The 26,039-nt window shown below is 74.0% G+C and carries 23 protein-coding genes and 1 riboswitch; of the genes, 11 read left to right on the top strand and 12 right to left on the bottom strand.

Annotated features, from left to right (window positions below; all coding sequences use genetic code 11):
• Nucleotides 1-7 precede the first annotated feature (7 nt).
• Together HA073_RS12435 and HA073_RS12430 are read right to left on the bottom strand one after the other, a co-directional pair.
• On the bottom strand, nt 8-724 hold the full coding sequence (locus HA073_RS12435) for a Pr6Pr family membrane protein (RefSeq protein WP_043325131.1): 717 nt from the start codon (nt 722-724) through the stop codon (nt 8-10).
• A gap of 25 nt (nt 725-749) precedes the next feature.
• Nucleotides 750-1,442, bottom strand: a complete 693-nt coding sequence (locus tag HA073_RS12430; protein ID WP_166456419.1) for a hypothetical protein — start codon at nt 1,440-1,442, stop codon at nt 750-752.
• 145 nt (nt 1,443-1,587) lie between these two features.
• On the opposite strand from HA073_RS12430, the gene HA073_RS12425 reads away from it, so the two are divergent.
• The gene (locus tag HA073_RS12425; RefSeq protein ID WP_043325130.1) at nt 1,588-2,478 is read left to right on the top strand and encodes a DUF72 domain-containing protein; all 891 of its coding nucleotides are present in this window, start codon (nt 1,588-1,590) and stop codon (nt 2,476-2,478) included.
• Between the two features lie 36 nt (nt 2,479-2,514).
• Entirely contained in the window at nt 2,515-2,724 is a 210-nt protein-coding gene (locus HA073_RS12420; RefSeq protein WP_043325129.1) for a hypothetical protein, read from the top strand.
• 4 nt (nt 2,725-2,728) lie between these two features.
• Here HA073_RS12420 and HA073_RS12415 read toward each other — a convergent pair whose 3' ends face one another.
• The 5 genes from HA073_RS12415 to HA073_RS12395 form a co-directional block, all read right to left on the bottom strand.
• Nucleotides 2,729-3,112, bottom strand: coding sequence for a hypothetical protein (locus HA073_RS12415; protein ID WP_069090037.1), 384 nt, complete (start codon nt 3,110-3,112; stop codon nt 2,729-2,731).
• Between the two features lie 103 nt (nt 3,113-3,215).
• Complete coding sequence (locus tag HA073_RS12410; RefSeq protein ID WP_043330386.1) at nt 3,216-3,845, bottom strand: hypothetical protein; 630 nt, start codon at nt 3,843-3,845, stop codon at nt 3,216-3,218.
• Nucleotides 3,846-3,944: 99 nt separating this feature from the next.
• Nucleotides 3,945-4,802, bottom strand: coding sequence for an alpha/beta fold hydrolase (locus HA073_RS12405; RefSeq protein WP_166456418.1), 858 nt, complete (start codon nt 4,800-4,802; stop codon nt 3,945-3,947).
• A gap of 50 nt (nt 4,803-4,852) precedes the next feature.
• Nucleotides 4,853-6,070, bottom strand: a complete 1,218-nt coding sequence (locus HA073_RS12400) for a glycosyltransferase (RefSeq protein WP_113973412.1) — start codon at nt 6,068-6,070, stop codon at nt 4,853-4,855.
• Nucleotides 6,071-6,470: 400 nt separating this feature from the next.
• Nucleotides 6,471-7,682 carry a globin domain-containing protein gene (locus tag HA073_RS12395; protein WP_104115110.1) on the bottom strand — a complete coding sequence of 404 codons (1,212 nt, stop codon included), beginning with the start codon at nt 7,680-7,682 and terminating at the stop codon, nt 6,471-6,473.
• A gap of 155 nt (nt 7,683-7,837) precedes the next feature.
• On the opposite strand from HA073_RS12395, the gene HA073_RS12390 reads away from it, so the two are divergent.
• Both HA073_RS12390 and HA073_RS12385 read left to right on the top strand, forming a co-directional pair.
• On the top strand, nt 7,838-8,275 hold the full coding sequence (locus HA073_RS12390) for an Rrf2 family transcriptional regulator (RefSeq protein ID WP_064447467.1): 438 nt from the start codon (nt 7,838-7,840) through the stop codon (nt 8,273-8,275).
• On the top strand, nt 8,275-8,907 hold the full coding sequence (locus tag HA073_RS12385; protein WP_043325126.1) for a class I SAM-dependent methyltransferase: 633 nt from the start codon (nt 8,275-8,277) through the stop codon (nt 8,905-8,907). The genes HA073_RS12390 and HA073_RS12385 overlap by 1 nt, the downstream gene beginning before the upstream one ends.
• Before the next feature lie 41 nt (nt 8,908-8,948).
• Here HA073_RS12385 and HA073_RS12380 read toward each other — a convergent pair whose 3' ends face one another.
• Nucleotides 8,949-10,205: a hypothetical protein gene (locus HA073_RS12380; RefSeq protein ID WP_043325125.1), complete on the bottom strand. Its 1,257-nt coding sequence runs from the start codon at nt 10,203-10,205 to the stop codon at nt 8,949-8,951.
• A gap of 289 nt (nt 10,206-10,494) precedes the next feature.
• Between HA073_RS12380 and HA073_RS12375 the strand changes: the two genes are divergently transcribed.
• Both HA073_RS12375 and HA073_RS12370 read left to right on the top strand, forming a co-directional pair.
• A complete protein-coding gene (locus tag HA073_RS12375) occupies nt 10,495-12,609 on the top strand; it encodes a type IIA DNA topoisomerase subunit B (protein ID WP_176722910.1) in 2,115 nt (704 codons plus the stop codon).
• A gap of 32 nt (nt 12,610-12,641) precedes the next feature.
• Nucleotides 12,642-15,131, top strand: a complete 2,490-nt coding sequence (locus tag HA073_RS12370) for a DNA topoisomerase (ATP-hydrolyzing) subunit A (protein WP_166456417.1) — start codon at nt 12,642-12,644, stop codon at nt 15,129-15,131.
• A gap of 636 nt (nt 15,132-15,767) precedes the next feature.
• Here the strand turns inward: HA073_RS12370 and HA073_RS12365 are convergent.
• The 3 genes from HA073_RS12365 to HA073_RS12355 form a co-directional block, all read right to left on the bottom strand.
• Nucleotides 15,768-17,105 carry a uracil-xanthine permease family protein gene (locus HA073_RS12365; protein WP_166456416.1) on the bottom strand — a complete coding sequence of 446 codons (1,338 nt, stop codon included), beginning with the start codon at nt 17,103-17,105 and terminating at the stop codon, nt 15,768-15,770.
• Nucleotides 17,106-17,200: 95 nt separating this feature from the next.
• Nucleotides 17,201-17,812 (bottom strand): alpha-ketoglutarate-dependent dioxygenase AlkB, encoded by a 612-nt coding sequence (locus HA073_RS12360; RefSeq protein WP_064447542.1) that lies wholly within the window; start codon nt 17,810-17,812, stop codon nt 17,201-17,203.
• A gap of 66 nt (nt 17,813-17,878) precedes the next feature.
• Complete coding sequence (locus HA073_RS12355; RefSeq protein WP_166456415.1) at nt 17,879-19,204, bottom strand: polysaccharide pyruvyl transferase family protein; 1,326 nt, start codon at nt 19,202-19,204, stop codon at nt 17,879-17,881.
• A 148-nt stretch (nt 19,205-19,352) separates the two neighbouring features.
• On the opposite strand from HA073_RS12355, the gene HA073_RS12350 reads away from it, so the two are divergent.
• From HA073_RS12350 to HA073_RS12330, 5 genes are all read left to right on the top strand, one after another.
• Nucleotides 19,353-20,561, top strand: a complete 1,209-nt coding sequence (locus HA073_RS12350; protein ID WP_166456414.1) for an acyltransferase — start codon at nt 19,353-19,355, stop codon at nt 20,559-20,561.
• A gap of 80 nt (nt 20,562-20,641) precedes the next feature.
• Nucleotides 20,642-20,968 carry a hypothetical protein gene (locus HA073_RS12345; RefSeq protein ID WP_166456413.1) on the top strand — a complete coding sequence of 109 codons (327 nt, stop codon included), beginning with the start codon at nt 20,642-20,644 and terminating at the stop codon, nt 20,966-20,968.
• Between the two features lie 139 nt (nt 20,969-21,107).
• Nucleotides 21,108-21,872 (top strand): hypothetical protein, encoded by a 765-nt coding sequence (locus tag HA073_RS12340; RefSeq protein ID WP_166456412.1) that lies wholly within the window; start codon nt 21,108-21,110, stop codon nt 21,870-21,872.
• Nucleotides 21,873-22,172: 300 nt separating this feature from the next.
• Nucleotides 22,173-22,313, top strand: a riboswitch (cyclic di-AMP (ydaO/yuaA leader).
• A 205-nt stretch (nt 22,314-22,518) separates the two neighbouring features.
• On the top strand, nt 22,519-23,352 hold the full coding sequence (locus HA073_RS12335; protein WP_166456411.1) for a C39 family peptidase: 834 nt from the start codon (nt 22,519-22,521) through the stop codon (nt 23,350-23,352).
• 245 nt (nt 23,353-23,597) lie between these two features.
• On the top strand, nt 23,598-24,344 hold the full coding sequence (locus tag HA073_RS12330) for an alpha/beta fold hydrolase (protein WP_166456410.1): 747 nt from the start codon (nt 23,598-23,600) through the stop codon (nt 24,342-24,344).
• A gap of 8 nt (nt 24,345-24,352) precedes the next feature.
• Here the strand turns inward: HA073_RS12330 and HA073_RS12325 are convergent, their stop codons facing one another.
• On the bottom strand, nt 24,353-26,029 hold the full coding sequence (locus HA073_RS12325; RefSeq protein ID WP_166456409.1) for a CDP-glycerol glycerophosphotransferase family protein: 1,677 nt from the start codon (nt 26,027-26,029) through the stop codon (nt 24,353-24,355).
• Nucleotides 26,030-26,039 lie beyond the last annotated feature (10 nt).

The following is a 26,039-nucleotide window of genomic DNA, read 5'->3' as shown; positions in this document are numbered from 1 at the left end:
GCGTCCGTCAGCCCGAGCCGGTGGGTTCCCGCGAGGCGGGCCGGACCGGCGCCGGCGGGTCGGCCGACGCGGGCGCGGACGGCGGGGACTGCGCCGTCCCGGCCCGGGCGAGCAGCCGGTCCACGCCCACGAACAGCAGTCCCAGCAGCCAGAACGCGAGGGCGAACCCGATCGCGCTCACCGTCACGCCGTCGTAGCCGAGTTGGCCCGCGTCCAGGAACGGGTACGGGTAGCGGTCCACCACCAGTCCGCGTACCAGCGCGAACCCGAGATACGCCAGCGGGAACGCCAGCCACCAGGCGGCGTAGCGCGGGCGCAACCGGCCACGTCTGTCGAACAGCGCCCAGTCGGCGATCGCCAGCAGCGGCACCACCGTGTGCAGGAACTGGTTGCCCCACCACTCGCCCGGTTGCCGGTCCGGCTGCGCCATGGCGAACGGGCTGGCCGGGTTGGCCAGCACCAGGTGGTAGACCGTGCCGGTGATGGTGATGTAGAGGGTCACCGCTCCCTTGAGGACGCTCGGCGGCTCCGGCCGGCCGCGCAGCGCGCACCAGGCGGCGTAGCCGGCGAGGACGCCGACAGCCACGTTGCTCTGGATGGTGAAGTACGGCAGCAGGCCGGTCAGCGTGGCCGGGCCGAGCGCGGTGAGCACGATGCCGGCCAGCACGGCGAGCACCACTGCGAGGCGGAGAAGGATCGCCGGTCGGCGACGCCGGGGGGTCACGGAGGCACAAGTTACCAGCCGGTCGTCAGCCGGTACGCCGCCCGGGCGGGGTGCCATCGGGCCGCTTCGCCTGCCCCGGCGGGAGGACGTCCGCCCCCGGCGGCCCGACCGACGGCTGGACCGGGTGAGCGGACCTGCCGCCGCCCCGCCCGCCGTCGGCCTTCCCCGGCGGGTCGTCGTCGCCCAGCAGCGCGGCGCAGTAGTCCGGCACGCGCTCGTGGCCCCCGGCCGCGGCGACGAGGTCGCTGAACGCGGGGGTGGCCAGGGCGCGTCCCCGGTCCGCTTCGGCGAGGGCCCGGTACGCGACGCAGAGTCCGGGCGGCGCGGACTGCTGCGCCGCCCGGGTAGCCGGTGAGAGGGCCGGCCGGGCGGGGCGGGCCGACGGCACGGGCGGCGCGGCGTCGACCGGCGTCGCCGCCGGGCGCGCGGCGTGCGGCAGGTTGCCGGTCGCGGCGAGCGCGACGCCGCTGGTGAGGGACGCGGCGAGCGCGGACACGGCCACCCGGACGCCGAAGCGGACGCGGCGGCGACGGCGTGCCCGCCGGGCCTCCCGGAACCCCGCGACGGCTGCCGCCTCCCCGTCGAGTTCGCCCGTGCCGGGCGCGGTCCGGACCGCAGCCAGTACGGCCACCAGCCCCGGCGGAGCGGACGACGTGTCGCCGGGGCGGCCGGCGAGCAGCCGCTCGACGGTTTCCTGGTCCAGGCCGGATGCGTCCATCTCGTGACCCTCAGCGCCGCCACCCGGCCCCGCGTCACACTTCGGCGCGGCGGAACGCCGGTGAGGCCGGTCACCCCGGTGCCGGTCAGGGCCCGCACGGCATCTCCGGTTGCCGATGTCCGGCGGTCGCGGTGAACTGAATTACATGGGTGTCATCAAGGTGGGCACGTCCTCCTGGGCCGACCAGATGCTGGTCCGTTCCGGGTGGTATCCGCGCGGCGTCAACACGCCCGCCGGCCGGCTGGGTTTCTACGCCGAGCGCTTCGGACTGGTCGAGGTGGACACGTCGTACTACGCGGTGCCGGCGCCGGAGACGACGGCGGGCTGGGCGGCCGCGACGCCGGACGGATTCACCTTCGACGTCAAGGCGTTCCGCCTGTTCACCGGCCACCACACCCCGATCGACGCGCTGCCGAAGGATCTGCGTCCGGCCGGCGGCCCGAACCGGATCCGCTGGCGCGACCTGCCCGCCGGGGCGTACGACGAGTTGTGGGACCGGTTCCACGCGGCGTTGGCGCCGCTCGCGGCGGCCGACCGGCTCGGCGCCGTGCTGTTGCAGTTCCCGCCGTGGCTGGCCCGCGGCGACGCGGCCCGGCGGCGGATCCTGGACGCCGCGCGCCGCTGCCGCCCCTGGCCGGTCACCGTCGAGCTGCGGCACTCCTCCTGGTTCGACGGGGACGCGATGGCCGAGACGGTGACGTTCCTGCGCGAGCACGACCTCGGGTACGCCTGCGTGGACATGCCGCAGGGGCACGTCTCCTCGGTGCCGCCGGTCCTGGTCGCCACCACCGATCTGGCCGTGATCCGGTTCCACGGGCACAGCACGGCCTGGGAGAGCGGCGACAAGCAGGAGCGGTTCCGCTACGCCTACGGCGAGCGGGAGCTGCGGCACTGGTCGGTGCTGCTGCGCGAGCTGGCCGACCAGTGCGCCGAACTGCACGTGCTGATGAACAACTGCTGCGGCGACCAGGCCCAGCGCGACGCCGCGAGCCTGGCCGACCTGCTCGGCGTCGCGCCCGCCGCCGCGCGCGCCTGAGGTTTTCCCGGCTTCCTTGCGGGTACCGCCGGGTTCGTGGACGACCGCGAAGGGGGATCGGTGGAGCAGCGGCGCGACGAGGACGAGCGGGACCCGCGGGCGACCCGGGAGGCCGAGGAGGCGCACGGCGGCAGCATGGCGCCGGGCCTGGTCGACGACACCGGGCACCCGGTGGCCGAGTCACCGGTGCCGGACAACGAGCCGTCCGCGCTCGGCAGCCCGGACGAGGACGGTACCGGCTCCTGAGCTCTCACTGACGCGTCTCCGGACGCATCCCGGTCGCCTCCTCCAGCGCGTTGTCGCCGAGGTCGCCGTCCGCGCGGTCGTCCGGGAACGTCCGCGCCGACGGGGCCGGGTCCGGCGGCGCGCCCGGCCCGGCCTCCGGCGTCCGGGTGGGTTCCATGGTCCCGAACCCGTGCCGGCCCGTCTTCGGCCCGCCCCGTCCTGCGCCGGCCGCCCGGCGCTCACCGAGCCGTCCCTCGGGCACCGCCGTCTCCTCGCTGCCCTCGTCCATCGGGTCGTCGTCGCCCGCGCCCCACGGCGGGTCGGCGTCGAAGCCGCCGGTGCTGCCCCACGGCGCGGCCGACTCCGGCCCGCGCCCGTCGCCCGTACCCGGGCGGTCCCTGCTGGTCATGGTCACCTCACCTTGGCTGCTGGCCACCGGCGTGGCCGGTCCGGTCCCGGTGCACCGCGCGGCCGGCGACCCACCCCGATGTGGGTCGTCGGCCGCGCGGTGGTCAGCGGGTCGCCCCGACCAGGTGACGGCCGGCCGCGCCCACGGCGGCGACCTTGCCGATGTTCTTCGGCGCGGCCATCAGCCCGCCCGCGCGGTCGAGCATGCCCCGGAACACCTGCCCCGGCTTCTGCTGCTCACCCATGTACGCCGACACCACGACCAGCGCGCCGGTCATCGCCGGGACCGCCCACTGGAGCAGCTTCATCTGCCGCTGGCTGGCGGCGACGTTCGCCGGGGTGTGGTGGTTCGGCTCGGTGGTCCCCTCGACCGGCGGCCCGCCGGCCCGCTCCAGCCGCCTGCCGACCAACCGGCTGTAACCGGTCACCGCCAGCGCGCCGACCGTCAGCGCGGTCTTCACCGCGCTCATCTTCCCCACGCCCGCCTGGCGGGCCATCCGCGGGCTCTCGGTGACCAGCTCACCGACCGCGCCGGCCAGGTGCGCCCCGATCGCCGCCGCGTTGACCGGCGTCCACCGCGCCCACCCGGCCGAGGCCACCGGCAGCCGTTCGGTCGTGTCGTTGATCCGCGCCGCCGCGCCGTTCACGCCCAGCGCCCCCATCAGGGAACCGCCGAACCAGGCCGCCAGGCCCAGGTCGTGCATCGAGCGCAGCGTGGTGTGCCGTTCTGACATCAGATCCCCCTCCGCCGTGTTCGGGCGGTGCGGCATACCCACGATCGGGCGACTCACGCCCGGGCGTGGCTCACCGGCGGGGGAGCGTGCCGGCTCGGCTCAGCGGCGGGGGAGCGTGCCCGCGAACGCGGCGATCCGGGCGGCCAGCGGCGCCGCCGCGCGTACCCAGGTGAAGTGGTCGAGCGGCGCGCCCGCCTCGGCGACCGTGTAGCGGTGCCGCGTCACCGGCGCGCCGGCCAGCTTCCCGCAGAGGTGGTCGAGCGTCTCGTGCGGCGTGTACTGGTCGTCGTCGACGCTGACCGCGAGCACCGGCGTGCGGATCCGCCGCACGGCGGCCTCCGTGTCCACCCCGTCCAGCGCCGGGAACCGGCCGGTGCGGGCGGTGTGCGCCCAGTCCCGGATCACGCCGGCGGCCTGCCGGCCGCCGAAACCCCAGCCGGGCCAGACGCCGAGCAGCCGCGCCGTCGCGGCGATCCCCTGGGTGTACGGCAGCACGCCCCACCCGCGCAGACCCGGGTACGTCCGCCACCACGGCAGCCCCACCGCCACCAGGGCCAGCCCGTCCACCCGGTCGTCGTCGTCCAGCGCCTGGTGCAGCACCGCCACCTGACCGCCCAGGGAGTGCCCGAGCAGCAGCCGGGTGCGGCCGTCCAGCCGGGGCTTGAGCGCGTCGAGCACGGCGCCGACGTCGGCGGCCATCTCCTGGTAGCCGTACCGGCAGGCGCGCGACGGCGCGGGGGTGCTCTCGCCGGTGCCGCGCAGGTCGGCCACGATCACCGCGAGCCCGGCCTCGCGCAGCGCGGCGGCGAACGGCCGGTAGTAGCGGGCGCGCACACCCATCGCGGGCCAGATCAGCACCACCGGCGCGCCGGGCGGACCGGCCGGCTCCGGGTAGACCTGCACGCCGATGCGCGCGCCGTCGACGTCCACGAACTCCTGGATGTAGTCCCCGCTCACCCGGATCAGGGTACGGCCCGAATCCTACCGGTGGGTAGCAAGGGGTCGCCTCACGCCACCGCCGGTGCGGGCCGGGCCGCGGTGGTCAGCGCGCCGTAGACGGCGACGAGCTGCTCCGCGCAGCGCCTCCAGGAGTACCGGCTGCGGACGCGGTCGAGCGCGGCGGTGGCGTACGCGAACCGGCGCACGTTGTCGCCGAGCAGCCGCCGCAGCGCGGTGCCCAGCGCGCGGGGGTCACGCGGCGGCACCAGGTCGCCGGTGAGCCCGTCCACCACGCTGTCGGCGATGCCGCCCACGTTCGTGCCGATCACCGGCACACCGCAGGCCATGCCCTCCAGCGGGGTGAGTCCGAACGGCTCGTACCAGGGTGCGGCCACGAGCACGTCCGCCGACCGGTACCAGGCGGCCATCTCCTCGCGCGGCACGCCGCCGAGCAGCCGTACCCGGTCGGCCACGCCGCACGAGTCGGCGAGCGCGGACAGCCGGCGGGCGAACGTGTCGGCGGGCAGCAGGTGGGCCGGCGGGCCGCCGACCACCACGCACTCCGCGTCCGGCACCGCTGGTAGCGCCCGGACCACGTCCAGGAAGCCCTTGCGTTCGACCATCCGCCCGACGGTGAGGATGCGCGGGCGGGCCGGGTCGCGGGGCGCGACCGGGCCGTCCGGGCGGAACACCGCCTCGTTGACGCCGGACGGCACGAGGGCCATCCGGGACCGGGGTACGCCCATCCGGACCAGTTCGGCGACCTCGTCGGAGCACTGCACGACGACCCGGTCCACGGCCCGGCCGAGCGCCCGCTCGTAACCGGCGCGCCCCGGTGGACCGGTGTCCGGCACGCCCTGGTGGCGACGCTTGACCGTGCCGAGCGAGTGGTACGTCAACACGGTCGGCACGCCGGTGCGACGGCTCGCGTGCACGGTGGCCAGCCCGCTCGTCCAGAAGTGCGCGTGCGCCACGTCCGGGGTCCAGCCGCCGCGCCGCCAGGTGTCGGCCAGCCGGCCCCCGAACTCGCCCGTGTACGGCAGCAGGTCGGCCTTCGGCACCCGCCGCGCGGGACCGGCCGGCACGTGGCACACCTGATAGCCGTCGGGCGCGTCGACCGCCTCGGGCAGCGCGGGGGAGTCACGACGGGTGTAGACGCGGACGTCGTGGCCGGCGACGGTGAGCGCGGACGCGAGTTCCGCCACATGCGTGTTCTGGCCGCCCGCGTCCTCCGCGCCGGGCGCGGCGAGCGGGCTGGCGTGCTGGGAAATCATCGCGATGCGCATGTTCTCGTCCTCCAGGATCCGGTCCCAGTCGGCGAGGAATCGGTCCGGACCGGACCGCTTACTCGCCACCTCGCGTGCCCGTGCGCCGAGTCGGTACGCGGCGTCGGCGCCCTCGGTCAGCCGGCGCGCCGCCTCCACGAGCGTGTCGACGCGGGTGGCCGGCGCCCCGGCTTCCGGTGGGACGGCGTCCACCGCTTCCGTGGGGGCCGGAAGATCGCGTTGATGCCGGGGACGCGCATGGAGGGACCCGTACCCTCGGCCTGCGCCCCTAACCAGGAGATCGTCGACTTCTCCGCGCGCCGCCCGCTCCGCTGCGGAGGCTCGCGGCCCTGGCCAGGGCATCGACGCGTGCCCCGTACCGAAGAACGGGTCCACGGAGGTCCTGTTTCGCCGCCGGGCGTCAGCCCGGCAGCATCCCCGGGCCGAACACCTCGTAGGCGATCCGCTCGCCCGGCACGCCCCGGCGCAGCAGGTTGGCCCGGACCAGGTTCATGAACGCCACCGGGCCGCACAGGTGCGCGGTCACCCCGGCGGGCAGCGCGAGCCGGTCCGGGTCGATCAGTCCGGCGGACACCTCGGCCTTCAGTCCGGGCAGGTCGGCCCCGGCGGCGTCCAGATACCAGAGGTGGAGGGCCAGGTTCGGCAGCCGCTGCTGCAGCGCGGGCAGTTCGTGGCGCAGCGCGTGCGCCTCGGCGGCGCGGTCGGCGTGCGCCAGCGTCACCCGGCGTCCCGGATCCCGGTCGGCCAGGTGGGCCAGCGCCGCCATCGCCGGGGTGAGCCCGATCCCGGCGCTGACCAGCAGCAGCGGCCCGTCGCCGCCGGCCGCGTCAACCTCGCCGAACGCCGGGCTCAGTCGCAGCGTGTCGCCGACCGCGACCCGGTCGTGCAGGTGACCGGAGACCATTCCGTCGGGCGCGCCGCCCTCGCCGCGTACCCGCTTCACGGTGATCCGCCACTGGTCGGCGCCGGGACGGCCGGAGAGGCTGTACTGGCGGATCTGCTGTCCCCGGCCGCCGTCCAGGTCGACGGCGACCGAGACGTACCGGCCGGGGGTGAAGCCGGGCGCGGCGCCGCCGCCGGCCGGCGCGAGGGTGAGCGAGACGACGTCGGCGCTCTCCCGGGTCCGGCCGGTGACCCGCCAGTCCCGCCACACCGGACCGCCCTCCGGTACGCCGGCGCCCGCGTAGAGCCGCGCCTCGCGGGCGATCAGCTCGCAGGCCAGCAGCCAGTAGACCTCGTCCCAGGCGGCGGCCACCTCCGGGGTGACGCCGTCGCCGAGCACCTCGGCGACGGCGGCGAGCAGGTGCCGGCCGACGATCGGGTACTGGGTGGCGGTGATGCCGAGGGAGGCGTGCTTGTGCGCGATCCGGTCCAGGACCGGCCCCCACGGCATGCCGCCGTCGCCGGTCAGGTGCGCCGCGTACGCGACCACCGCCGAGGCGAGCGCGGCCTTCTGCGCGCCGGTGGCCTGGTTGCCCCGGTTGAACAGATCCAGCAGGTCCGGGTGGGCGTCGAACATCCGCTGGTAGAAGCGGCCGGTGATGGCCTCGCCGTGTGCCCGCACGACGGGCAGGGTGGCGGTCACGATCGCTGCTGAGGATTCCGTGAGCACTACCGAATCTCCTTCCGGGGCTCGAACAGGTCGATCCTCACGAAACAGGATTTCTGGATTCCTCTTTTAGGGTCGAAGGTCCCGGGAGTGCGGTGGCATGGGTCACCGTGAATCTGCCTGTGTCGCCGAGGGCACCGAATGGCTAGGGTCGGTGCGTGAGGCTCAACCGGTCGACAGACATGGCGCTGCGGATCGCCATGCTCACCGCCGCGTCCCCGGTCCGGGCCACAGTCGACGAACTCGCCACCCGGCTCGCGCTGCCCCGCAGCCACGTCGCCAAGGTGGTGCAGCGGCTGCAACGCATCGGCGTCCTGGTCACCATCAGAGGCCGCTCCGGCGGCGTCGCCTTCGCCGAACACGCCGGTGACCTCACCGTCGGCCAGGTGGTCCGCGCCTTCGAGGGCGACGGCGAGGTGGTCAACTGCGCGCAGCCGGTCTGCCCGCTCATCGCGGAGTGCCGGCTGCGCGGCGAGCTGCGCCGCGCCCAGGCCGCCTTCCTCGCCGTGCTCGACGGCGTACGCCTCGGCGACCTGGTCGACGGATCCGCCGGCCCGCTCCTGCTCAGCCTCGGCGCGCCACCGGCCGGTCGCTGATGGCCGTCTCCCATCCGATCTTCGCCCGGCTCTTCGCCCGCGCCAGCGTCGCGATGGACCAGGCCGGCGTGGCCGGGCACCGGGCCCGCCTGGTCGCCGGGCTGCGCGGCCGGGTGGTCGAGGTCGGCGCCGGCAACGGCCGCAACCTCGCGCACTACCCGGCGAGCGTGACCGGCGTGCTCGCCGTCGAGCCGGAACCCCACCTGCGCGCGCTGGCCCACGCCGCCGCGCCGGGCGCCCCGGTCCCGGTCACCGTCGCCGCCGGGCTGGCCGAGGAACTGCCGGTCGCCGACGGCGCCGCCGACGCGGTGGTGGTGTCGCTGGTGCTCTGCTCGGTGCCGGACCAGGCGGTCGCGCTGCGCGAGGCGCGGCGGGTGCTGCGGCCCGGCGGCGAGCTGCGCTTCTACGAACACGTGGTGGCCGCCACGCCCGGCCTGCGCCGGGCCCAGCGCCTGGCCGACGCCACGCTCTGGCCGCTGTTCTGCGCCGGCTGCCACACCGCCCGGGACACGGTGGCCGCGATCCGCGCCGCCGGTTTCGAGGTGACCGCGCTGGACCGCTTCCGCTTCCCGCCGACCGGGCTGCCGGCCCCGGCCTCGCCGCACGTGCTCGGCGCCGCGATCCGGGCCTGACGCCGGACCGGGCCGGTTCGTCCCGGCCCGGTCCGGCGTGCTCAGCTCACATTCACCGTGCCGTCCGGGGCACGGACGCAGGAGACGGTACGGGCGCCGGTGGCCGCCGCCCCGGCCAGGCACCGGCCGAGCACCTTGTGCCCGGCGGCGTTCGGGTGCCACGACTCCTGGCAGGTCTGGAAGTACGTGCCGCAGGCGTTGGCGATCCGCTGGATGTCGAGCTTGTCGAACCCGGAGAGACTGGTGACGAACGTGCCGGTCGGGCCGTCCATCAGCCGGATCGGCGTGGCCAGGGCGTTGCCCGGGCTACCGGTCGACTCGCAGAGCCGGGCCCCGTCGAACGCGCGCTGCACGTTCAGGTAGACCAGGTCGTCCTGCGGGAACTCGTTGGCGAGCGTGCCGCGCACCGAGCTGACCAGCGTGCCGAGCCCCTGCGAGAAACGGTGCCCGGGCGCCAGGCTGGCCCGGTGGATCGGGCACCCGGCCGCGTACCGCTCGGCGCCCAGCGCGCGGAACTTGTCCCGGGTGTCGTCCCGGCTGTCCTCGGTCCAGTAGCTCTGCTCCAGCTCGAACGGCAGCGGGTTGGTGTAGTCCTGGAACACCACCCGGTGCTGGCCGTCGGCGTCGATCTCGTCCAGCGTGGTGAGCAGTTGCCGCAGCGCCGTGGTGGTCTCCGCGGTGGCGGCGGCGAACTGCGCGGCGGTGCCCAGGTCGGCGTCGGTGCACGGCTTCTGCTCCACCGGCCCGCCCAGGTACGCCCAGAACTCCCACCAGCCGGTCCAGGCGTCGGCGATGAACCGGTTGGCGCACTTCTCCGCCACGCTGCCGAAGGTGAACGAGCTGTTGTTCGAGCCGAGGCCGACGAGCACCAGGTCGATGTCGTGGGTCCGGGCCACCGACCGGAGCTGGTCGAGCTGGGCGGCCACCTGCCGCCCCTTGGCCCGCGTCGACGAGGCGTTCGCGATGTCGTACGGCTGGCCGCCCGAGCAGGCCAGGTTGAACCGCGCGGAGATGCCGGGCAGGTTCGCCTGGAACAGCGAGGCGTTCGGCGATCGGTGGCAGAAGTAGGCGTTGGCGTTGGCGGCGGACCAGCCGGGGAAGCCCTGGGCCACCCCGTTGACGTCCACCACCGGCGCGTACGCCCCGGCGCCCTCGCCGCTGATGAAGCTGTCTCCCAGCGCCACCGCGGCGGTGGGCAGCGCGGCGGCAGCCGGCTGGGCGGGCGCCGCGGCGGCGGGTAACGCCACCGCGGCGAGCGCCAGCGCCGCCGCGAGCGCGGAACGACGGAACACGGACATGCCCGACCTCCCAGACATCGAAACGTGAAAGATTCTTTGGGATGGCGATCAGATCACGCGCGTGTGACGGGCGTCAATGCCCTGACACCTGCGACGGGTCGCCGGGGAAGACATCGGGCGTGCGGATCGTTGTGCCGCCTGGACGCCCCGTCCGCCCGCCGGACCGCCGTACGCGGCGGCGGCGCGGACCCGGCCGCGAGGCCGATCGCGCAACGCACCGCCCCGGTACCGCCGACCTGTCAGGGCATCCGGCTAGGCTCGCTCCGGCGCGCCGCGCCCGGCGATCATCGTGGGGGAGTCACACGGTGAACGGCACCACACCGCCGAGACCTGGGAGTACGACCAGTTGACCGCACAGCCTGAGACGCTCTACGGGGCCGACGACCTGACGCACCTGGAGGGCCTCGACGCCGTCCGCAAGCGCCCCGGCATGTACATCGGCTCGACCGACAGCCGTGGCGTGGGTCACCTCGTCAACGAGATCCTCGACAACTCGACCGACGAGGGTGTCGCGGGTCACGCCACCACTGTCGACGTGATCCTGCACGCCGACGGCTCGGTCCAGGTCGACGACGACGGCCGCGGCATCCCCACCGACGTGCACGCCAAGTCCGGCATCTCCGGCGTCGAGCTGGTGCTCACCCGCCTGCACGCGGGCGGCAAGTTCGGTGGCTCCGGCTACAAGACCTCCGGCGGCCTGCACGGCGTCGGCGCCTCCGCGGTCAACGCCCTGTCCCGCCGCTTCGACGTCACCGTCCGGCGCGGCGGCAAGATCCACGCGATGTCGTTCCGCCACGGCGTGCCGGGCGTCTTCGACGGAGCCGGCCCCGACGCGCCGTTCACCCCCGGTCCCGGCCTGCAGATCGTCGGCGCGATGAAGCGCGGCCAGCGCACCGGCACCTCGATCCGCTGGTGGCACGACCCCCGCTACTTCGAGACCGGCGCCGCGCTCGACACCGAGGCGGTTCGGCTCAAGCTGCGCAACACCGCCTTCCTCGTCCCCGGCGTGGCCTACCGGCTGCGCGACGAGACCGGCGAGGAGCCGGTCGAGGAACGCTTCCACTTCCCCAACGGCCTGACCGACATGGTGGAATACCTCGCCCCGGCCGGCGACCGTCCGGTCTCCGGCACGCTGCTGGTCACCGGCGAGGGCACCTACCGGGAGAACGCCGCCGACGCCAACGGCGTCATGCAGTCCAACGTGCAGCGCCGCGCCGAGGTCGAGGTGGCGTTCCGCTGGGGCACCGGCTACGAGCGCACCGTCGAGTGCTTCACCAACACCATCCGCAACGCCCACGGCGGCACCCACCGCAAGGGCTTCGAGCGGGCGCTGGCGCGTACCCTCGCCGACGCCGCCCGCAACGCCCGCGGCCTGCTCAAGCCCAAGGAGGACGCGCCCACCCTGGACGACGTCCTGGAGGGCATGACCGCCGTGGTGCACGTGCGCATCCCGGAGCCGCAGTTCACCTCGCAGACCAAGGACGAACTGTCCACCGCCGGCATCACCAAGGTGCTCCAGGGCCTGATCGAGGCGCACCTCAAGAGCTGGCTGGACGACCGGCGCACCAAGGCCGAGGCCCGGACGGTGCTCCAGAAGATCGTCGACGCGGCCCGGGTACGGCTCACCCAGAAGCAGCAGAAGGACGCCGCCCGCCGCAAGACCGCGCTGGAGGGCGCGGCCATGCCGGCCAAGCTCGTCGACTGCCGGGCCGCGGGCATCGAGAGAAGCGAACTGTTCATCGTGGAGGGGGACAGCGCCCTCGGGACAGGGCGCCTCGCGCGGTCCTCCGAATACCAGGCGCTGCTGCCGATCCGCGGCAAGATCCTCAACGTGCAGAAGGCCAACCTCCAGCAGGTGCTGGACAACGCCGAGTGCGCCGCGATCGTGCAGGTGCTCGGCGCCGGCTCCGGCCGCACGTTCGATCTGTCCTCCCTGCGCTACGGCCGGGTCCTCATCATGGCCGACGCGGACGTCGACGGCGCGCACATCCGTACCCTGCTGATCACGCTGTTCGCCCGCTACATGCGGCCGCTGATCGAGGCCGGGCGGCTCTTCGCGGCGATGCCGCCCCTGCACAAGATCACCACGAAGGGGCGCAACCCGCAGACCGTCTACACCTACACCCAGGCGGAGATGGAGGCGACGGTCCGCAAGCTGGAGAAGGCCGGCAAGCAGATCGTCACGCCGATCCCGCGCTTCAAGGGCCTCGGTGAGATGGACGCCGACGAGCTGTGGGAGACCACCATGAACCCGGCCACCCGGGCGGTCCGCCGCATCACGCTCGACGACGTCGACGCCGCCGAGCGGATCCTCGAACTGCTCATGGGGGAGAAGGTCGAGCCCCGCCGCAACTGGCTGATCGACTCCGCCGACCGGGTCGACCGCGACGCCATCGACGCCTGACCAACGGGTTCGTCTCGGAAGGAAACCGCACCATGGCACGCCGCAAGGACGACCGCGCGAAGGCGGATCTGGCCGCCTTCGACCAGGCCGGCGCTCGCGTCTTCGACAACCCGCTGGTCACCGAGGTCTCGGACTCCTACCTGGAGTACGCGTTCTCGGTCATCCACTCCCGCGCGCTGCCCGACGCGCGCGACGGGCTCAAGCCGGTGCACCGGCGGATTCTGTGGTCGATGTACGAGCAGGGCCACCGGCCGGACCGCGGCCACGTCAAGAGTGCCCGAATTGTCGGGGACGTGATGGGAAAGTACCATCCGCACGGCGACACCGCGATCTACGACGCGATGGTGCGGCTGGCACAGGACTTCTCGCTCAACGTCCCGCTCATCGACGGGCACGGCAACTTCGGCTCGCCAGACGACGGCCCGGCAGCGGCGCGCTACACCGAGGCCCGGATGTCCCGGGAGGCGATGCTGCTCACCGGCGAGCTGGGTGAGGACACCGTCGACGTCGAGCCGAACTACGACGGCTCGCTGACCCAGCCCACGGTGCTGCCGGCGGCGTTCCCGAACCTGCTCGTCAACGGCGCATCCGGCATCGCGGTCGGCATGGCCACCAACATGATCCCGCACAACCTCGGCGAGGTCGTCCAGGCCGCCCGCTGGCTGATCAACCACCCGGACGCCACGCTCGACAAGCTCATGGAGTTCGTGCCCGGCCCCGACCTGCCCACCGGCGGGCTGCTGCTCGGCCTGGACGAGGTGCGCCGCGCGTACGAGACCGGGCGCGGCGTGGTGCGCATGCGCGGGCGGGTGGAGATCGGCCCGCTGGAGGGCAGCCGCGGCCGGCAGGCCATCACCGTCACCGAGCTGCCGTACGGCGTCGGCGCCGAGAAGGTCATCGCGGCCATCACCAACGAGGTGAACAAGACCAAGCGGCTGACCGGCATCGCCGATGTCAAGGACCTCACCGACCGGGAGAACGGCACCCGGCTGGTGGTGGAGTGCAAGGTCGGCGTGAACCCGCAGGCGCTGCTGGCCGACCTCTACCGGCTCACCCCGTTGGAGCAGTCCTTCGGCGTGAACAACCTGGTGCTCGTGGACGGGCAGCCGCGCACGCTCGGGCTCAAGGAACTGCTCGACGTGTTCCTGGCGCACCGCTACGAGGTGGTGACCCGGCGCAGCGCGTACCGCAAGCGCAAGCGGGGGGAACGCCTGCACCTGGTCGACGGCCTGCTGATCGCCCTGCTCGACATCGACCGGGTGGTCAAGCTGATCCGCGCCAGCGAGGACGCCCAGGCCGCCAAGGACGGCCTGATGCAGAAGTTCAAGCTCTCCGAGATCCAGGCGAGCTACATCCTGGACACTCCGCTGCGCCGCCTGACCAAGTACGACCGGCTGGAGTTGGAGGCCGAGCAGGAGAAGCTGCGCGGCGAGATCGCGGAGCTGTCGAAGATCCTGGACGATGACAAGGTGCTTCGGAAGGTGGTCTCCGACGAGCTGGCCGCGGTGGTCAAGCAGTTCGGCGCGCCGCGGCGCACCACGCTCGTCGACGGCGACCTCAAGGAGGTGCTCGCCGCCTCGGTGCCGGCCGGCCCGCTGGAGGTGGCCGACGACCCGTGCCAGGTGATCCTCTCCGCCACCGGGCTGGTGGCGCGGACCGCGGCCGAGTCGGAGGAGGCCGCCGAGGCGCGCCGGCGCAGCGGCCGGGTCAAGCACGACGCGGTACGCGCGATCGTGCACTCCACCGCGCGGGGCCGGGTGCTGCTGGTGACCAGCGCCGGTCGCGCCTTCAAGATCGACGTGCTGCCGTTGCCGGTGCTGCCGGAGCAGTCCGGCACGGTGTCGCTGCGTGGCGGCATGTCGGCTGCGGAACTGGTGCCGCTGGAGCCGGGCGAGACAGTCGTCGGGCTGGCCCCGCTGGGGCCGTCCGCGCAGGGCTCACCCGGGCTGGCGCTCGGCACCCGGGCCGGCGTGGTCAAGGTGTGCGCGCCGGACTGGCCGGTCCGCTCCGACGAGTTCGAGGTGATCTCGTTGCGGGACGGCGACGAGGTGATCGGCGCGACCTGGCTGACCGACGGCGCCGAGACACTGGCGTTCGTCTCCTCGGAGGCGTCGCTGCTGCGCTTCGCCGCCTCGGTGGTGCGCCCGCAGGGGCTCAAGGGTGGCGGCATGGCCGGCATCAACCTGCCCGCCGGGGCGCGGGCGGTGTTCTTCGGCGCGATCCGCACCGACGACACGGCGCACGGTGAGCCGATGGTGGTCACCTCGACCGGCGCCACGGTGAAGGTGACGCCGTTCAAGGCGTACCCGGCGAAGGGCAGGGCGACCGGCGGCGTACGCGCGCAGCGGTTCCTCAAGGGTGAGGTGGACCTGTCGGTGGCCTGGATCGGCCCGCGGCCGGTGGGCGCGACCGCGACCGGCGACCCGGTGGACCTGCCGCCGGCCGACCCGCGCCGGGACGGCTCCGGTTTCGCCGTGATGCTGGGCCCGACGGTGGTGGGTCACCACATCGATCGCGACTGACGAGCCAGCTGGGGGAGGGCGGCGGGAGACCGCCCCCTCCCGCCCCGACGCGTTGATCAAGGAGTTTGCGGACTCTTCGTGTCCTCTGCAGTCCCTAAACTCCTTGATCACCGAGGTGAGCGCGTCAGCGGGCCGGGCACCCGGAGCTGCTGACGGGATCCGTGCGCTCGTGTGCCCGGCTGCACCCCCATCGCGCGTTGATCAAGGAGTTAGCGGCCTTTTCGCGCTCTCCGCAGTCCCTAAACTCCTTGATCAACGCGCCCGGGCACTCCGGGGGCAGGGCTGCCCTAGGGTAATGGGGCACATTCCGGGTGTTTTGGCGGAAGACCTCGGCCCTGCACGGTCGATCATGAGGTTAGCGGCGACAAAACGGACACCGAGCGCCGCTAACCTCATGATCGACGTGGTTGAGGGCTGGCTGGCCCTGGCTGCGAGGGCGTCGGGCCGCTGGGGCACCCGCGCGATCTTGCACTTCGGGCCCTCTGGGTGTCCCGCTCGCGTGGGCCGGCCTCAATCGCGCGCCAAATGGTCCGTTGATCATGAAGTTGGCGGGTGTGAGTCGGACAATTTGCGCCGCTAACTTCATGATCAACGAGGCCGGGCCGGGCCGGGCGGAAGGGGAGGAGAGGGGAGGGGTCAGAGTTCGGGGTCGGGGGACTGGCGGGACTCGGGCGTGGTGCCGCGCAGCCGCGCGATCAGGCGCATCCCGTGGTAGATGATCAGGGCGGCCGCCGTGCCCAGCGCGATGCCGTTGAACGACAGGTCACCGGCGGTCAGCGTGTAGTTGGCGGCGCCGATGATCACCGCCACCGCCGCGGTGAACAGGTTGATCGGGTCGTGGAAGTCGACCCGGCTCTCGATCCAGATCCGGGCGCCCAGGATGGCGATCAGGCCGTACAGCGCGGTGGTGGCGCCGCCGAGCACGCCGGCCGGGACGGTCAGGATCAGCGCGCCGAACTTCGGGCACAGCCCGAGCAGGATCGCCGTGCCGCCGGCGATCCAGTACGCGGCGGTGGAGTAGACGCGGGTCGCCGCCATCACGCCGATGTTCTCCGCGTACGTGGTGGTGCCGGAACCGCCCCCGGAGCCGGCCAGCACCGTGGCGACGCCGTCACCGAGCAGCGCCCGGCCCATGTCGCGGTCGAGGTTGCGGCCGGTCATCGCGGCGACCGCCTTGACGTGCCCGGCGTTCTCCGCGATCAGCACCAGGATCACCGGGATGACCAGCACGACGGCGCGCGCGTCGAAGCTCGGCGTGTGGAACTCGGGGAAGCCGACCCAGGCGGCCTGCCGCAGCCCGCGTACGGCCTGCTGGTCGAGGTTGCCGGTCAGCGCGGCGAGCACCCAGCCGACCACCACGCCGGCGAGGATCGACAGCCGCGCCACGAAGCCGCGGAACAGCACAGTGGTGAGCAGGATCGCGACGAGCGTGACCACGGCGATCAGCGGCTGCGCCTTCACGCCGGTGCCGGCGCCGCCGCCGTCCCAGGCCACCGGCGCGAGGTTGAGGCCGATCAGCATGACGATCGCGCCGGTGACCACGGGCGGCATCAGCGCGTCGATCCAGCGGGAGCCGGCCACCTGCACCACCACGCCGACGAGCGCGAGCGCGACGCCCGCGACGACGATGCCGCCGAGGGCCGCGCCGATGCCGCCGTCGGTCTTCGCGGCGAGCACCGGTGCGATGAACGCGAACGACGAGCCGAGGTACGAGGGCAGCCGGTTGCCGGTGATCAGCAGGAACAGCAGCGTCCCGAGCCCGGAGAAGAGCAGCGTGGTGGCGGGCGGGAAGCCGGTGATCAGCGGGACGGTGAAGGTGGCGCCGAACATGGCGACCACGTGCTGCACGCCCACGCCGACGGTGCGCGGCCAGGAGAGCCGTTCGTCGGGCGCGACCACGTCGCCGGGGCGTACCTGGCGGCCGTCGCCGTGCAGCGTCCACGGGGACCAGCGGGAGGTGGGGGACTGGGTCATCGGTCGCCCTTCGCGTCATCGGGTGACGGGGGCGTGATCGACCCTGGGAGTTGTTTCTAGCACGTGCCCAGCACGGATGTGGGCCCGCCCCGGGCTCAGGCGACGCCGGTGGGACGGAACTGGACGCTGACGCGGGGGCCGACCGGGCGGGTGGTCTTCGGTACCGCGTGTTCCCAGGTGCGCTGGCAGGAGCCGCCCATCACCACGAGGTCGCCGTGGCCGAGCGGGAACCGCAGGCTGCCGCCGCCTCCGCCGCGAGGGCGGAGCAGCAGCGCGCGCGGGGAGCCGAACGAGACGATCGCCACCATGGTGTCGGTGTGCGCGGAGCGGCCCAGCGTGTCGCCGTGCCAGGCCACGCTGTCGCGCCCGTCGCGGTAGAGGCACATGCCGGCGGTGACGAACGGCTCGCCCAGCTCGGGCGCGTAGTGCCGGGTGAGCGCGTCGCGGGCCGCGGTGAGCACCGGGTGCGGCAGCGGCCGGCCGGCGGCGTACCAGCAGAGCAGCCGGGGCACGTCGACAGCGGTGTCGTACATGGTGCGGCGCTCGGCCCGCCAGGGCACGTCGTGGCGCAGCGTGTCGAGCACCGCGTCGGAGCCCCGGACCCAGCCGGGCAGGTGGTCGACCCAGGCGCCCCGGCTCAGCTCGTGGCGGCGCACTGCCCCGGCGAGCGGGCCCAGGGTCGGGCCCTGCTCGGCCAGGTCGAGCATCGAGGGCTGGTACGCGACGTCGGGCACGCCGCCGATCGTACCCTGTTTAGAACAGGCGTACGACGATCAGCGCCGCAGCATCCGGCGGACCTTGCCCGGGACGGCCTGCTTGATCCGCTCCCGGAGCTGCTGCGAGCGCAGCGCGTCGATGGTCCCGGTGAGCTTGGCGTTCTCGTCGCGCAGCCGCTCGATGCGGGTCAGCAGCTCGGCCGGCGGGGTGGTGGCAGCGGGCCGGACGGCCGGCGGGAACACCGTCTCGCGGACCCGCTGGTCGAAGCGGGCGGCGCTGTCGTCGTCGTCGAACGAGATGCCGAGGTCGTGCTTGCGCAGGAACGCGGTGATGGTCTCGAAGCGGGCCTTGTGGCCCTCGGTGAGCGCGGTGTAGTCGGCCTCGGCGTAGAGGTCGGCGGCGTCCACGTCGGCCGGCACGTCGCGCATGATCCGGTGCGGGATGTCGAAGTAGCGGGCCAGTTCCAGCGTGCGCGAATCGTGCGCGAACAGGTAGCCGGGCGTGCCGGCGACGAGCGCGGTGATGGTGCCGTGGATACGGGTGCCGAACGCGAAGTCGTACCCGGAGAGGTGGTCCATCCAGGTCCACGGGTCGACGAACATGCGCACCTTGTCCTCGACGAACAGTGGGTGCGAGGTGTGCAGCGGGATGTCGCTGCTCTGGCCGCGGTGCTCGGGCGCGTCGCCGTAGAGCAGGGTGCCGAGCGTCCGCAGGTCCTGGGGCACGTAGCACAGGTTCGGGTAGCGCTCGTGGTGGTGGCGGACCACCGAGGCCATCGAGCGGACGTACGGCGAGATGGTGAGCGCGACCTTCGACTCGGCGGTCAGCTCCGGCTGCTTCTTCGCCAGCTGGAACGTGTCGCCGTGCAGGAACATCGACGGGCAGCCGATCTGCTCCACGTCGGAGAAGCCGAGCGTGTTCAGGTAGCTCGCGGTCACCTCGCCGCGTACGCCGATGCTGTGCGACCGGTCCAGCACGGCCTTGCAGAACGCGCGCACCGGCTCGTCGATCGGGCGCAGGTACTCGCGGTCGCCGTCGACGTTTGTCTGCACGCCGACACCGAGCACCACCACCGGGATCTTCAGCCGTTCGATCAGCCGGGTCAGCGGGGCGAGGCGGTGCACGAAGCTGCGACGGAAGGCGTTCGCCAGCGGTACGACGAACACGTCGTACCGCTCGTTGATCTCGTCGGCGAGGCGCGGGTCGGCCGGGGTGCGGGTCGCGGTGATCTCCGCCGCGGAGGTGGCCAGCAGCTTGTGCGCGGCGTGGCTGAAGACCAGGTTTCCGCTGTTGTCCCCGATCCAGTTGCCGGCGAACGTCTCCTCCGGCGTGAGGACGTCGAACGGGCCCTTGCGGGCGCGGAGCAGGATCCGCTGGTGCATCCGGTTCGCTCACCTTCCGTACGGCACGGCGTGCCGGCGGGCGTCGCCCGCGCGTGCAGGAACGGAAATCCTATCCGCCGTCCCTGGGTGACCCGGCGGCCGTCGGCTCGCCGGGAACGTCCCGGTACTCCGGGGTAGGGTGCCCGGAATGACCAGCGCGCCGACTGTCACCCGTGCCCCGCGCCTGCCGTCGCTGACCGGATTGCGGTGGATCGCCGCGCTGCTGGTCTTCGGTTTCCACGCCGGGACCATGGGGATCGTCGCCGAGCCGCACCTGAAGGCGGTGGTGGACAAGGCGTTCAGCCTCGGCCTGTCCGGCGTCGAGTTCTTCTTCATCCTCAGCGGGTTCGTCCTGGTCTGGTCGTACCGGGACGGGGAGCGGGCGTGGACGTTCCTGCGCCGCCGGCTCGCCAAGATCTACCCGAACCACGTGGTGACGTTCGTGGCGGCGCTGGCGGTCGCGGCCTGGTTCGCCGACCCGGTCCTGCCGTGGGCGGCGATCGGCAACTTCTTCCTGGTCCAGGCGTGGATCCCGCTGAACGGCTACTTCTACAGCGTCAACAACGTGAGCTGGTCGCTCTCCTGCGAGCTGGCGTTCTACCTGTGCCTGCCGCTGGTGGTGCCGTGGCTGCGCCGGGCCCGTACCGGGGTGCTGCGGACCGTGCTGGTCGCGGCGCCGCTGCTCATCCTGGCGCTGTGGCCGGGCCAGCAGCTCGTGCCGGAGGAGCAGCGGTGGTGGTTCACCCAGATCTTCCCGGTGACCCGGTCGCTGGAGTTCTGGATGGGGGTGGCCGCCGCCGAGCTGATGCGCCGCCACCGCTGGCGCGGACCGAACCTCGCGGTCGCCACCGGCCTGTTCGTCACCACCTGGGTGGTCGCCGCGCTGTGGATCCCGGCCGAGTTCTGGGCGGCGCTGCTCGCCGTGGCGTACCTGCTGATCATCGCCGCGGCGGCGGACGCCGACGTGCGCGGCCGGCCCACCCCCTGGCGGTCCCGGCCGATGATCTGGCTCGGTGAGGTCTCGTTCGCCTTCTACCTGGTGCACGTGCTGGTCATGGTCACCGTGCTGCGGCTGACCGGGGACTGGGGGACCGGCCTGCCCGGCTGGCGGGGGCCGCTCGCGGTGCTGGGCTTCCTGGTGCTCACGCTCGCGCTGGCCGCCGCGCTGCACCGCTGGGTGGAGGTGCCGATGATGCGCCTGCTCGGCCCGACCCGCCGGTCCCGCGCGGCGTCGCGCGCACCGGCCGTGCCGGCTCCGCGCGGGCCCGCCGAGGGCGCGGCCGCCGACGGCGGCGCGCGGTCCGTCTCCGGTCCGGCCGAGGACATCGAGTACGCCGGGCGGCGTCGCCCGGACTGACACGCGCACACGCCGGCCGGTCGGTCCGCGACACGCCGTGCGGCGGTGCGTCAGTGGGGGTTCGGCGGTAATTTGTACCCGTGCTTCCGATCGCGCTCACCTGCCCCGTGTGGTGGGTGGCGCGCTGGACCGCCCGGATGCTCGCCAGTCTCGCCGTGGTCGTCGCCTGTTCGTTCGGCGCGGCCACGCTGCCGGCCGCCGCCGCCGCGCCAGCCGGCCCGGCGTACGTGAGCACGCCGGCCGCCCCGCGACCGGAATCCGACCGCGCCGCCGAGCGGCAGGCCCGTCCCGACGGCGCACCCGCGCCCGCCGCACGGGCCACCGACACGCTCCCGAACGACCCGCAGCCGGTCCCGGCCGGCCGGATCACCGCGCCGGTCGGCCTGCGGGCCCCGCCCGCCCGCTGATCCGCCCACGGGCCGCGCCCGTCACCGCACCCACCGAACGTCATCCCGCACCCGCCCCTCGCCGGCCCGGCGCCCTCGCGCCGCGCCCCGACCGGCCGTGCGGAGTCTCCCGCCAGGTTCTTCCCGTGAGGTGCCGACCATGTCGCAGACCGCTCTCTACCACTTCCTCACCGCGGTCCCCGAGGCCGCCGCCATCTGGTCCTTCCTGATGCTGCTCACGTTCGGCCTGCTCGCCGCGCTGGTGGCCCGGCCCGAGCGCGACGACGTCGCCGAGGCTGCCGCCGATCCGGTGGACCAGGACGCCGCGCGCCGCGACGACCTCGTCCGGTACGCCGAGGAGGTGGCGGTGGCCGCCGCCGGGGCCGCCCAGACGGCCCGTCGCCGCCGGGAACGGTGGCTGGCCGCGCAGGACGAGGCGGAACGCGCCTGGACCGCGTACGACGAGGCGGACAGCGCCGCCCGCCGGCTGGCCGGGGCCGCCCCGCTGGCCGCCCCGCGCACCCCGCGCACCCCGGCGGAGTACGCGGCCCGGGAGCGCTGGCTGCACCACGCCGCCATGACGGCGCACTGGCGCGGCGACCTGTCCGCCCGGCAACTCGCCGACGTGCTGGCGCGCCGCAACGGGTGGGACCCGCGCCGGCACCCGGCCGAGCAGGAGATCGTGCTGGCCCGGGCCGTACGGGACCGGCGCCGGGCCGGCTGGGAGAGCGCCGCCGAGCGGGAGCGGCAGGCGTGGCGGGACGCCGAACTGGCCGCCGAGGCCGCCCGTACGCTCGCCGCCGAGGCGTACGCGGCCACCCTGGCGGTGCGGCCCGCCCCGGTGTCCCGCGGCGTGGCGACGATCCCCCTGCCGGTCGGCGCGTCCGTCCGCAACGCCCGCTGGCGTCCGGCCCGGGTCGGCTGAGGCGACCGAATTGTTACCCGGAATGTGGTGAGCCGGCTCACCCCCGGCGCCGAAACGGGCGTGGAGCGCAGAACAGGCCAATGAGCCGCGCCATTGCCGGTCAGGCGCTCGCCGTCTGTCCCCTTTTCGCCTCCCGGGCGCCGTCACCACCGCTTGTCCCATTGAGTGAAGTGAGTAACCGGCTGTTCCGAAATCCGTTACCGGGGATCATGTTTACGCAGGTGGGAGCGCTTGGCAGGGGCAGTACCCGCCGGTAGTGTCGGCGCGTCCGGTGCGGTAACCGATCGCAGAAGGCGACGCCGCGCCGACCCGCCTAATCGTGTCATCACGAACCGGGGAACCATGAGCACCATCGGGGTGAATCCGCGGCCACTGCCGCGGTAGGGCGTACTTCCCGCCCGAATCCGTCAGCTAACCCGGTCGGCGGCCACGGAAGGAGTCCCATCCTCGTGCCCACCCCTCGATCGTCCCCCCGCCTCCACGGCTCCGCGGTACCCGCGCTCGCCTGACGCGACCGGCAAACCGCCCCTGGGCGCCCGGCATCGCGGGCGTACCCGTTCCCCGGCCCATCCGGCCTGCCAGCACGTGTGAACCCCTCCACGTGCCGGGCCGGCGTGTGCCGATCACGCCCCCCGTGGAGGATTTCGTGAAGCACCACCTGAAGCGTCAGCTGCGGCGGATCGCCACCGAACGCCCGTACCAGATCATCGCCGGATCGGCCGCGGCGCTCGTGCTGGCCGCCGGCGCCGGCACCGCCCTCGCCGCGGGTGAGGACGCCCCGGTCCGGCAGGAGAACACCGCCTCGGTCGCCGAACTCGGCGCACGGCTCGGCGAGCCCGCCAGCCGCGGCGAGGCGCGCATCGTCGTCCCGCCGGCGTCGCCGAGCGCCGAGCCCAGCAAGTCGCCCAGCGCCTCCCCGTCGGCGAAGAAGGCCGCGGCGGACCCGGACGTCACCAAGGCCGCGCCGAAGCCGCCGTCGAGCAAGACGCTGGACTACGACTACCAGGCGCAGATCAACTACTACTACTGCGGCCCGGCCGCCGTGCGCAACGCGCTCAGCGCCACCGGCATCGAGCGCAGCCAGGACGCACTCGCCGGCCCGCTCGGCACCACCGAGATGGGCACCAACTCGGCCGAGGACACCACGCGCGTGCTCAACCAGCAGGTCAAGGGCAACCCGTACCGGACCCGGATGATTCCCGGCTCGGCCAGCCCGGCCCAGATGGACCGGCTCCAGGCCGACGTGGTCGAGGCGATCAGCAACGGCCGGGGGGTCGTCGCGAACGTCGCCGGCACCGCCACCGACACCAACGGCGGCTGGCACTCGTTCCCCGGCGGCCACTACGTCGCGGTGATCGGCTACAAGGACGACGGCCGGACCGTCCGGATCGCCGACTCGGCCGACCCGTCGCTGCCGTCGTACTGGCTCACCACGATCGACCTGGCGCACTGGATCGCCAGCCGCGGCTACTCCGCCTGACCGCCCCGCACCCTGCGAAGGCCGGCACCCCGTCCCGGGGCGCCGGCCTTCCCCGTCCCCGCCCGCCCCTCGCCCGCCGCCCTCTCGGCGCGCCGATCTTGGACTTGTGGCGCCTGGTATGCCCGGCTCACCCCGCTATGGGAGGCACCACAACTCCAAGATCGGCGGCGAGGGCGAGGGCGGGCGGTTTGGGCGGGGCGGGTTCGGTCTCGCGTGTCCGGGGCGGGCGGTGGCAGACTGCGCCAATGGGCGATGCGACGGGGAACCGGCACCTGATTCTCCTGCACGGCATGGGCGCCACCGGCGAGGTGTGGCTGCCCTGGGCGCCGCTGCTGGAGCGCCGCTGGCCCGGGCGCTGGCTCGCCCCCGACCTGGCCGGCCACGGCTGGTCGCCGCCGCTCGACGGCTACTCGTTCGACGCCCTGGCCCAGCGCGTCGCGGACGGGCTCGGTCCGCTCCGGCTGGGCCCGCACGACCGGCTGGTGCTGCTCGGGCACTCGCTCGGCGGGGTGGTGGCGCTGGCGCTCGCGGCCCGGCAGCGGGCTCTTCCGGTGGACGCGGTGGTGGGGCTCGGCATCAAGGCGGTCTGGTCCCCGGCCGAGCTGGCGAAGGCGAGCGAACTGGCCGCCCGGCCGGTCACCTGGTTCGCCACCCGGGACGAGGCGGCCCGCCGCTACCTGCGCGTCTCGGGGCTGGCCGGGCTGTTCGCCCCGGACCACCCGGTGGTGGAGGCGGGGCTGCGGCGGGTCGACGGCCGCTGGCGGCTGGCGATGGACCCGGCCGCGTTCGCGGTCGGCGAGCCTCGGCTGCCCGCCCTGCTGGCCGCGACCGGCGTGCCGGTGCTGCTGGCCCGCGGCGAGCAGGACCCGATGGTGAGCGACGCGCAGCTCAAGGAGCTGGGCGTGCCGGTGGCCACCCTGCCCGGCCTGGGCCACAACGCGCACGTCGAGGACCCGGCCGCCGTGCTCGCCCTGCTCGACGCGTACCTGTAGAGCGGGGCCTACACGACGGCGCGCTGCGCCGGGACCGCCCAGTCGGCCTCCAGCTCGCGGCGGGCGGCGGCGAGGAACGCCTCGGCGTAGGCGTCGGCGGGGAAGTCGCCCAGGTAGCGGGTGCGCGCCGCCCAGCGCTGCGCGGCCTTCGGGTCGGCGTCGAGCAGGTCGGTGATCACCTGGTCCACGTTGGACATGTCGCGCCGCAGCACGTAGCCGGACGCCGCGAGCGGGAACCGCTCGACGAAGTGTTCGCCGTCGGCGCCGGTGTCGGTGACCGCGTACGGCTTGCCGGAGTAGAGCCAGTCGGAGATGACGCCGGAGACGTCGGAGACCAGCGCGTCGGCGCGGTTGACGCACTCGGTGAGCGTCAGCTCGCGGGCCGCGGCGGCGCCGAACAGGTGCGGGCGGCCGGTCTTGGCCCGGTCGGCGGCGAGCAGCTCGGTGAGCCGGGCGAGCTGGCGGGCCGAGGCCGGGTTCTTGTCGGTGTACGGGTGGGCGCGCAGGATCACCGCCGCCCCGCGGTCGATCAGCCGGCGGATCAGCGTCTCGGCCACCGGCAGCGAGCAGTAGTTGGCGTCGGCGTGGTGCCCGGTCCACGTCGGGGTGTAGAGGACCGTCGGGTGCGCCGACGCGGCGACCGGCTCCCGGCGTACCTCGATGGCTTCGACCTGGGGCCGGCCGACCACGACGAACTTGTCGGCGGGGATCTCCACGCCGGCGCGGGCGTACCTGTCGATCGCGGCCTGCCCGGCCACGAAGATCTTGTCGAAGATGGCCGAGACCGGGTTGGCGCTCGGGGCCTTGTCGCTGTCGCCGTGGTGCAGCTGCACGTGGGTGAGCTGGTTGAACCGGATCAGGTGGGCGTTCTTCGCGCCGTGGTTGACGTAGAAGGCGACGCGCAGGCTGGGCACCAGCGCCTCGTCGAGCGCCTTCAGGGTGGGGCAGAGGACCACCGGGGCGCGGGTGGCGGCGGCGACGGCCGGCAGGAGCTCCGGCTCGCGCAGCACCACCATGAACGGGCGGCCGATCCGTTCCAGGTACGGCAGCCACATGGTGACCTGGTACTCGGAGCCGGGCGGCGCGGAGAAGTGCAGCACGAACTCGGGCTGGTGGCGGCGCAGCGCGCGGCCGACCGGGCCCCCGCCGGCGGGCGGCCGGAACCGGCGCCGGGCGAGGTCGAGCGCGACCGCCCCGCAGCCGGCGCCGACGAGCAGCGCGGCGGCGAGCGCCGTAAAGGCGGGCAGGGCCAGCGCGGCGGCGAACGCCACCACGGCGAGCAGCACCAGCAGCGCGTCACCGAGCCGGGCGGCTACCAGCGGCGTCCACGTGCGTACCGGAAGGTTCGCCGCCCGGATCTCCAGCGCGCCGGCCTGCCGCAGCGGGCCGACCAGCAGCACCAGGCCGAGCAGGACCAGCGCGGTGGCCGCGAGGGCCGGGTCGAAGCCGTCGTCGAGGCGCCGGGCGTAGCCGACGAGGATGCCGGCGGCGACGAGCACCGTCTCGGCGAGACCGTCGGCGGACGGCCGGACCCGGCGTTCCCAGGCGGTGGCGGCGAGCGCCGCGACGGCCAGGGCCAGGCCCCAGCCGGTGGCGCCGGTGAGCGCCACGACGAGGAAGGCCAGCACCGCCAGCCCGGTGGTCAGTACTCGGGCGAGCAACTTACGGACCAGGTCACCACGCATCTGGCACGTC

It is taken from the genome of Micromonospora sp. CMU55-4 (assembly GCF_011602315.1).
GTDB lineage: Bacteria > Actinomycetota > Actinomycetes > Mycobacteriales > Micromonosporaceae > Micromonospora > Micromonospora chalcea.
This window is presented reverse-complemented; position numbering and strand designations above follow the sequence as displayed.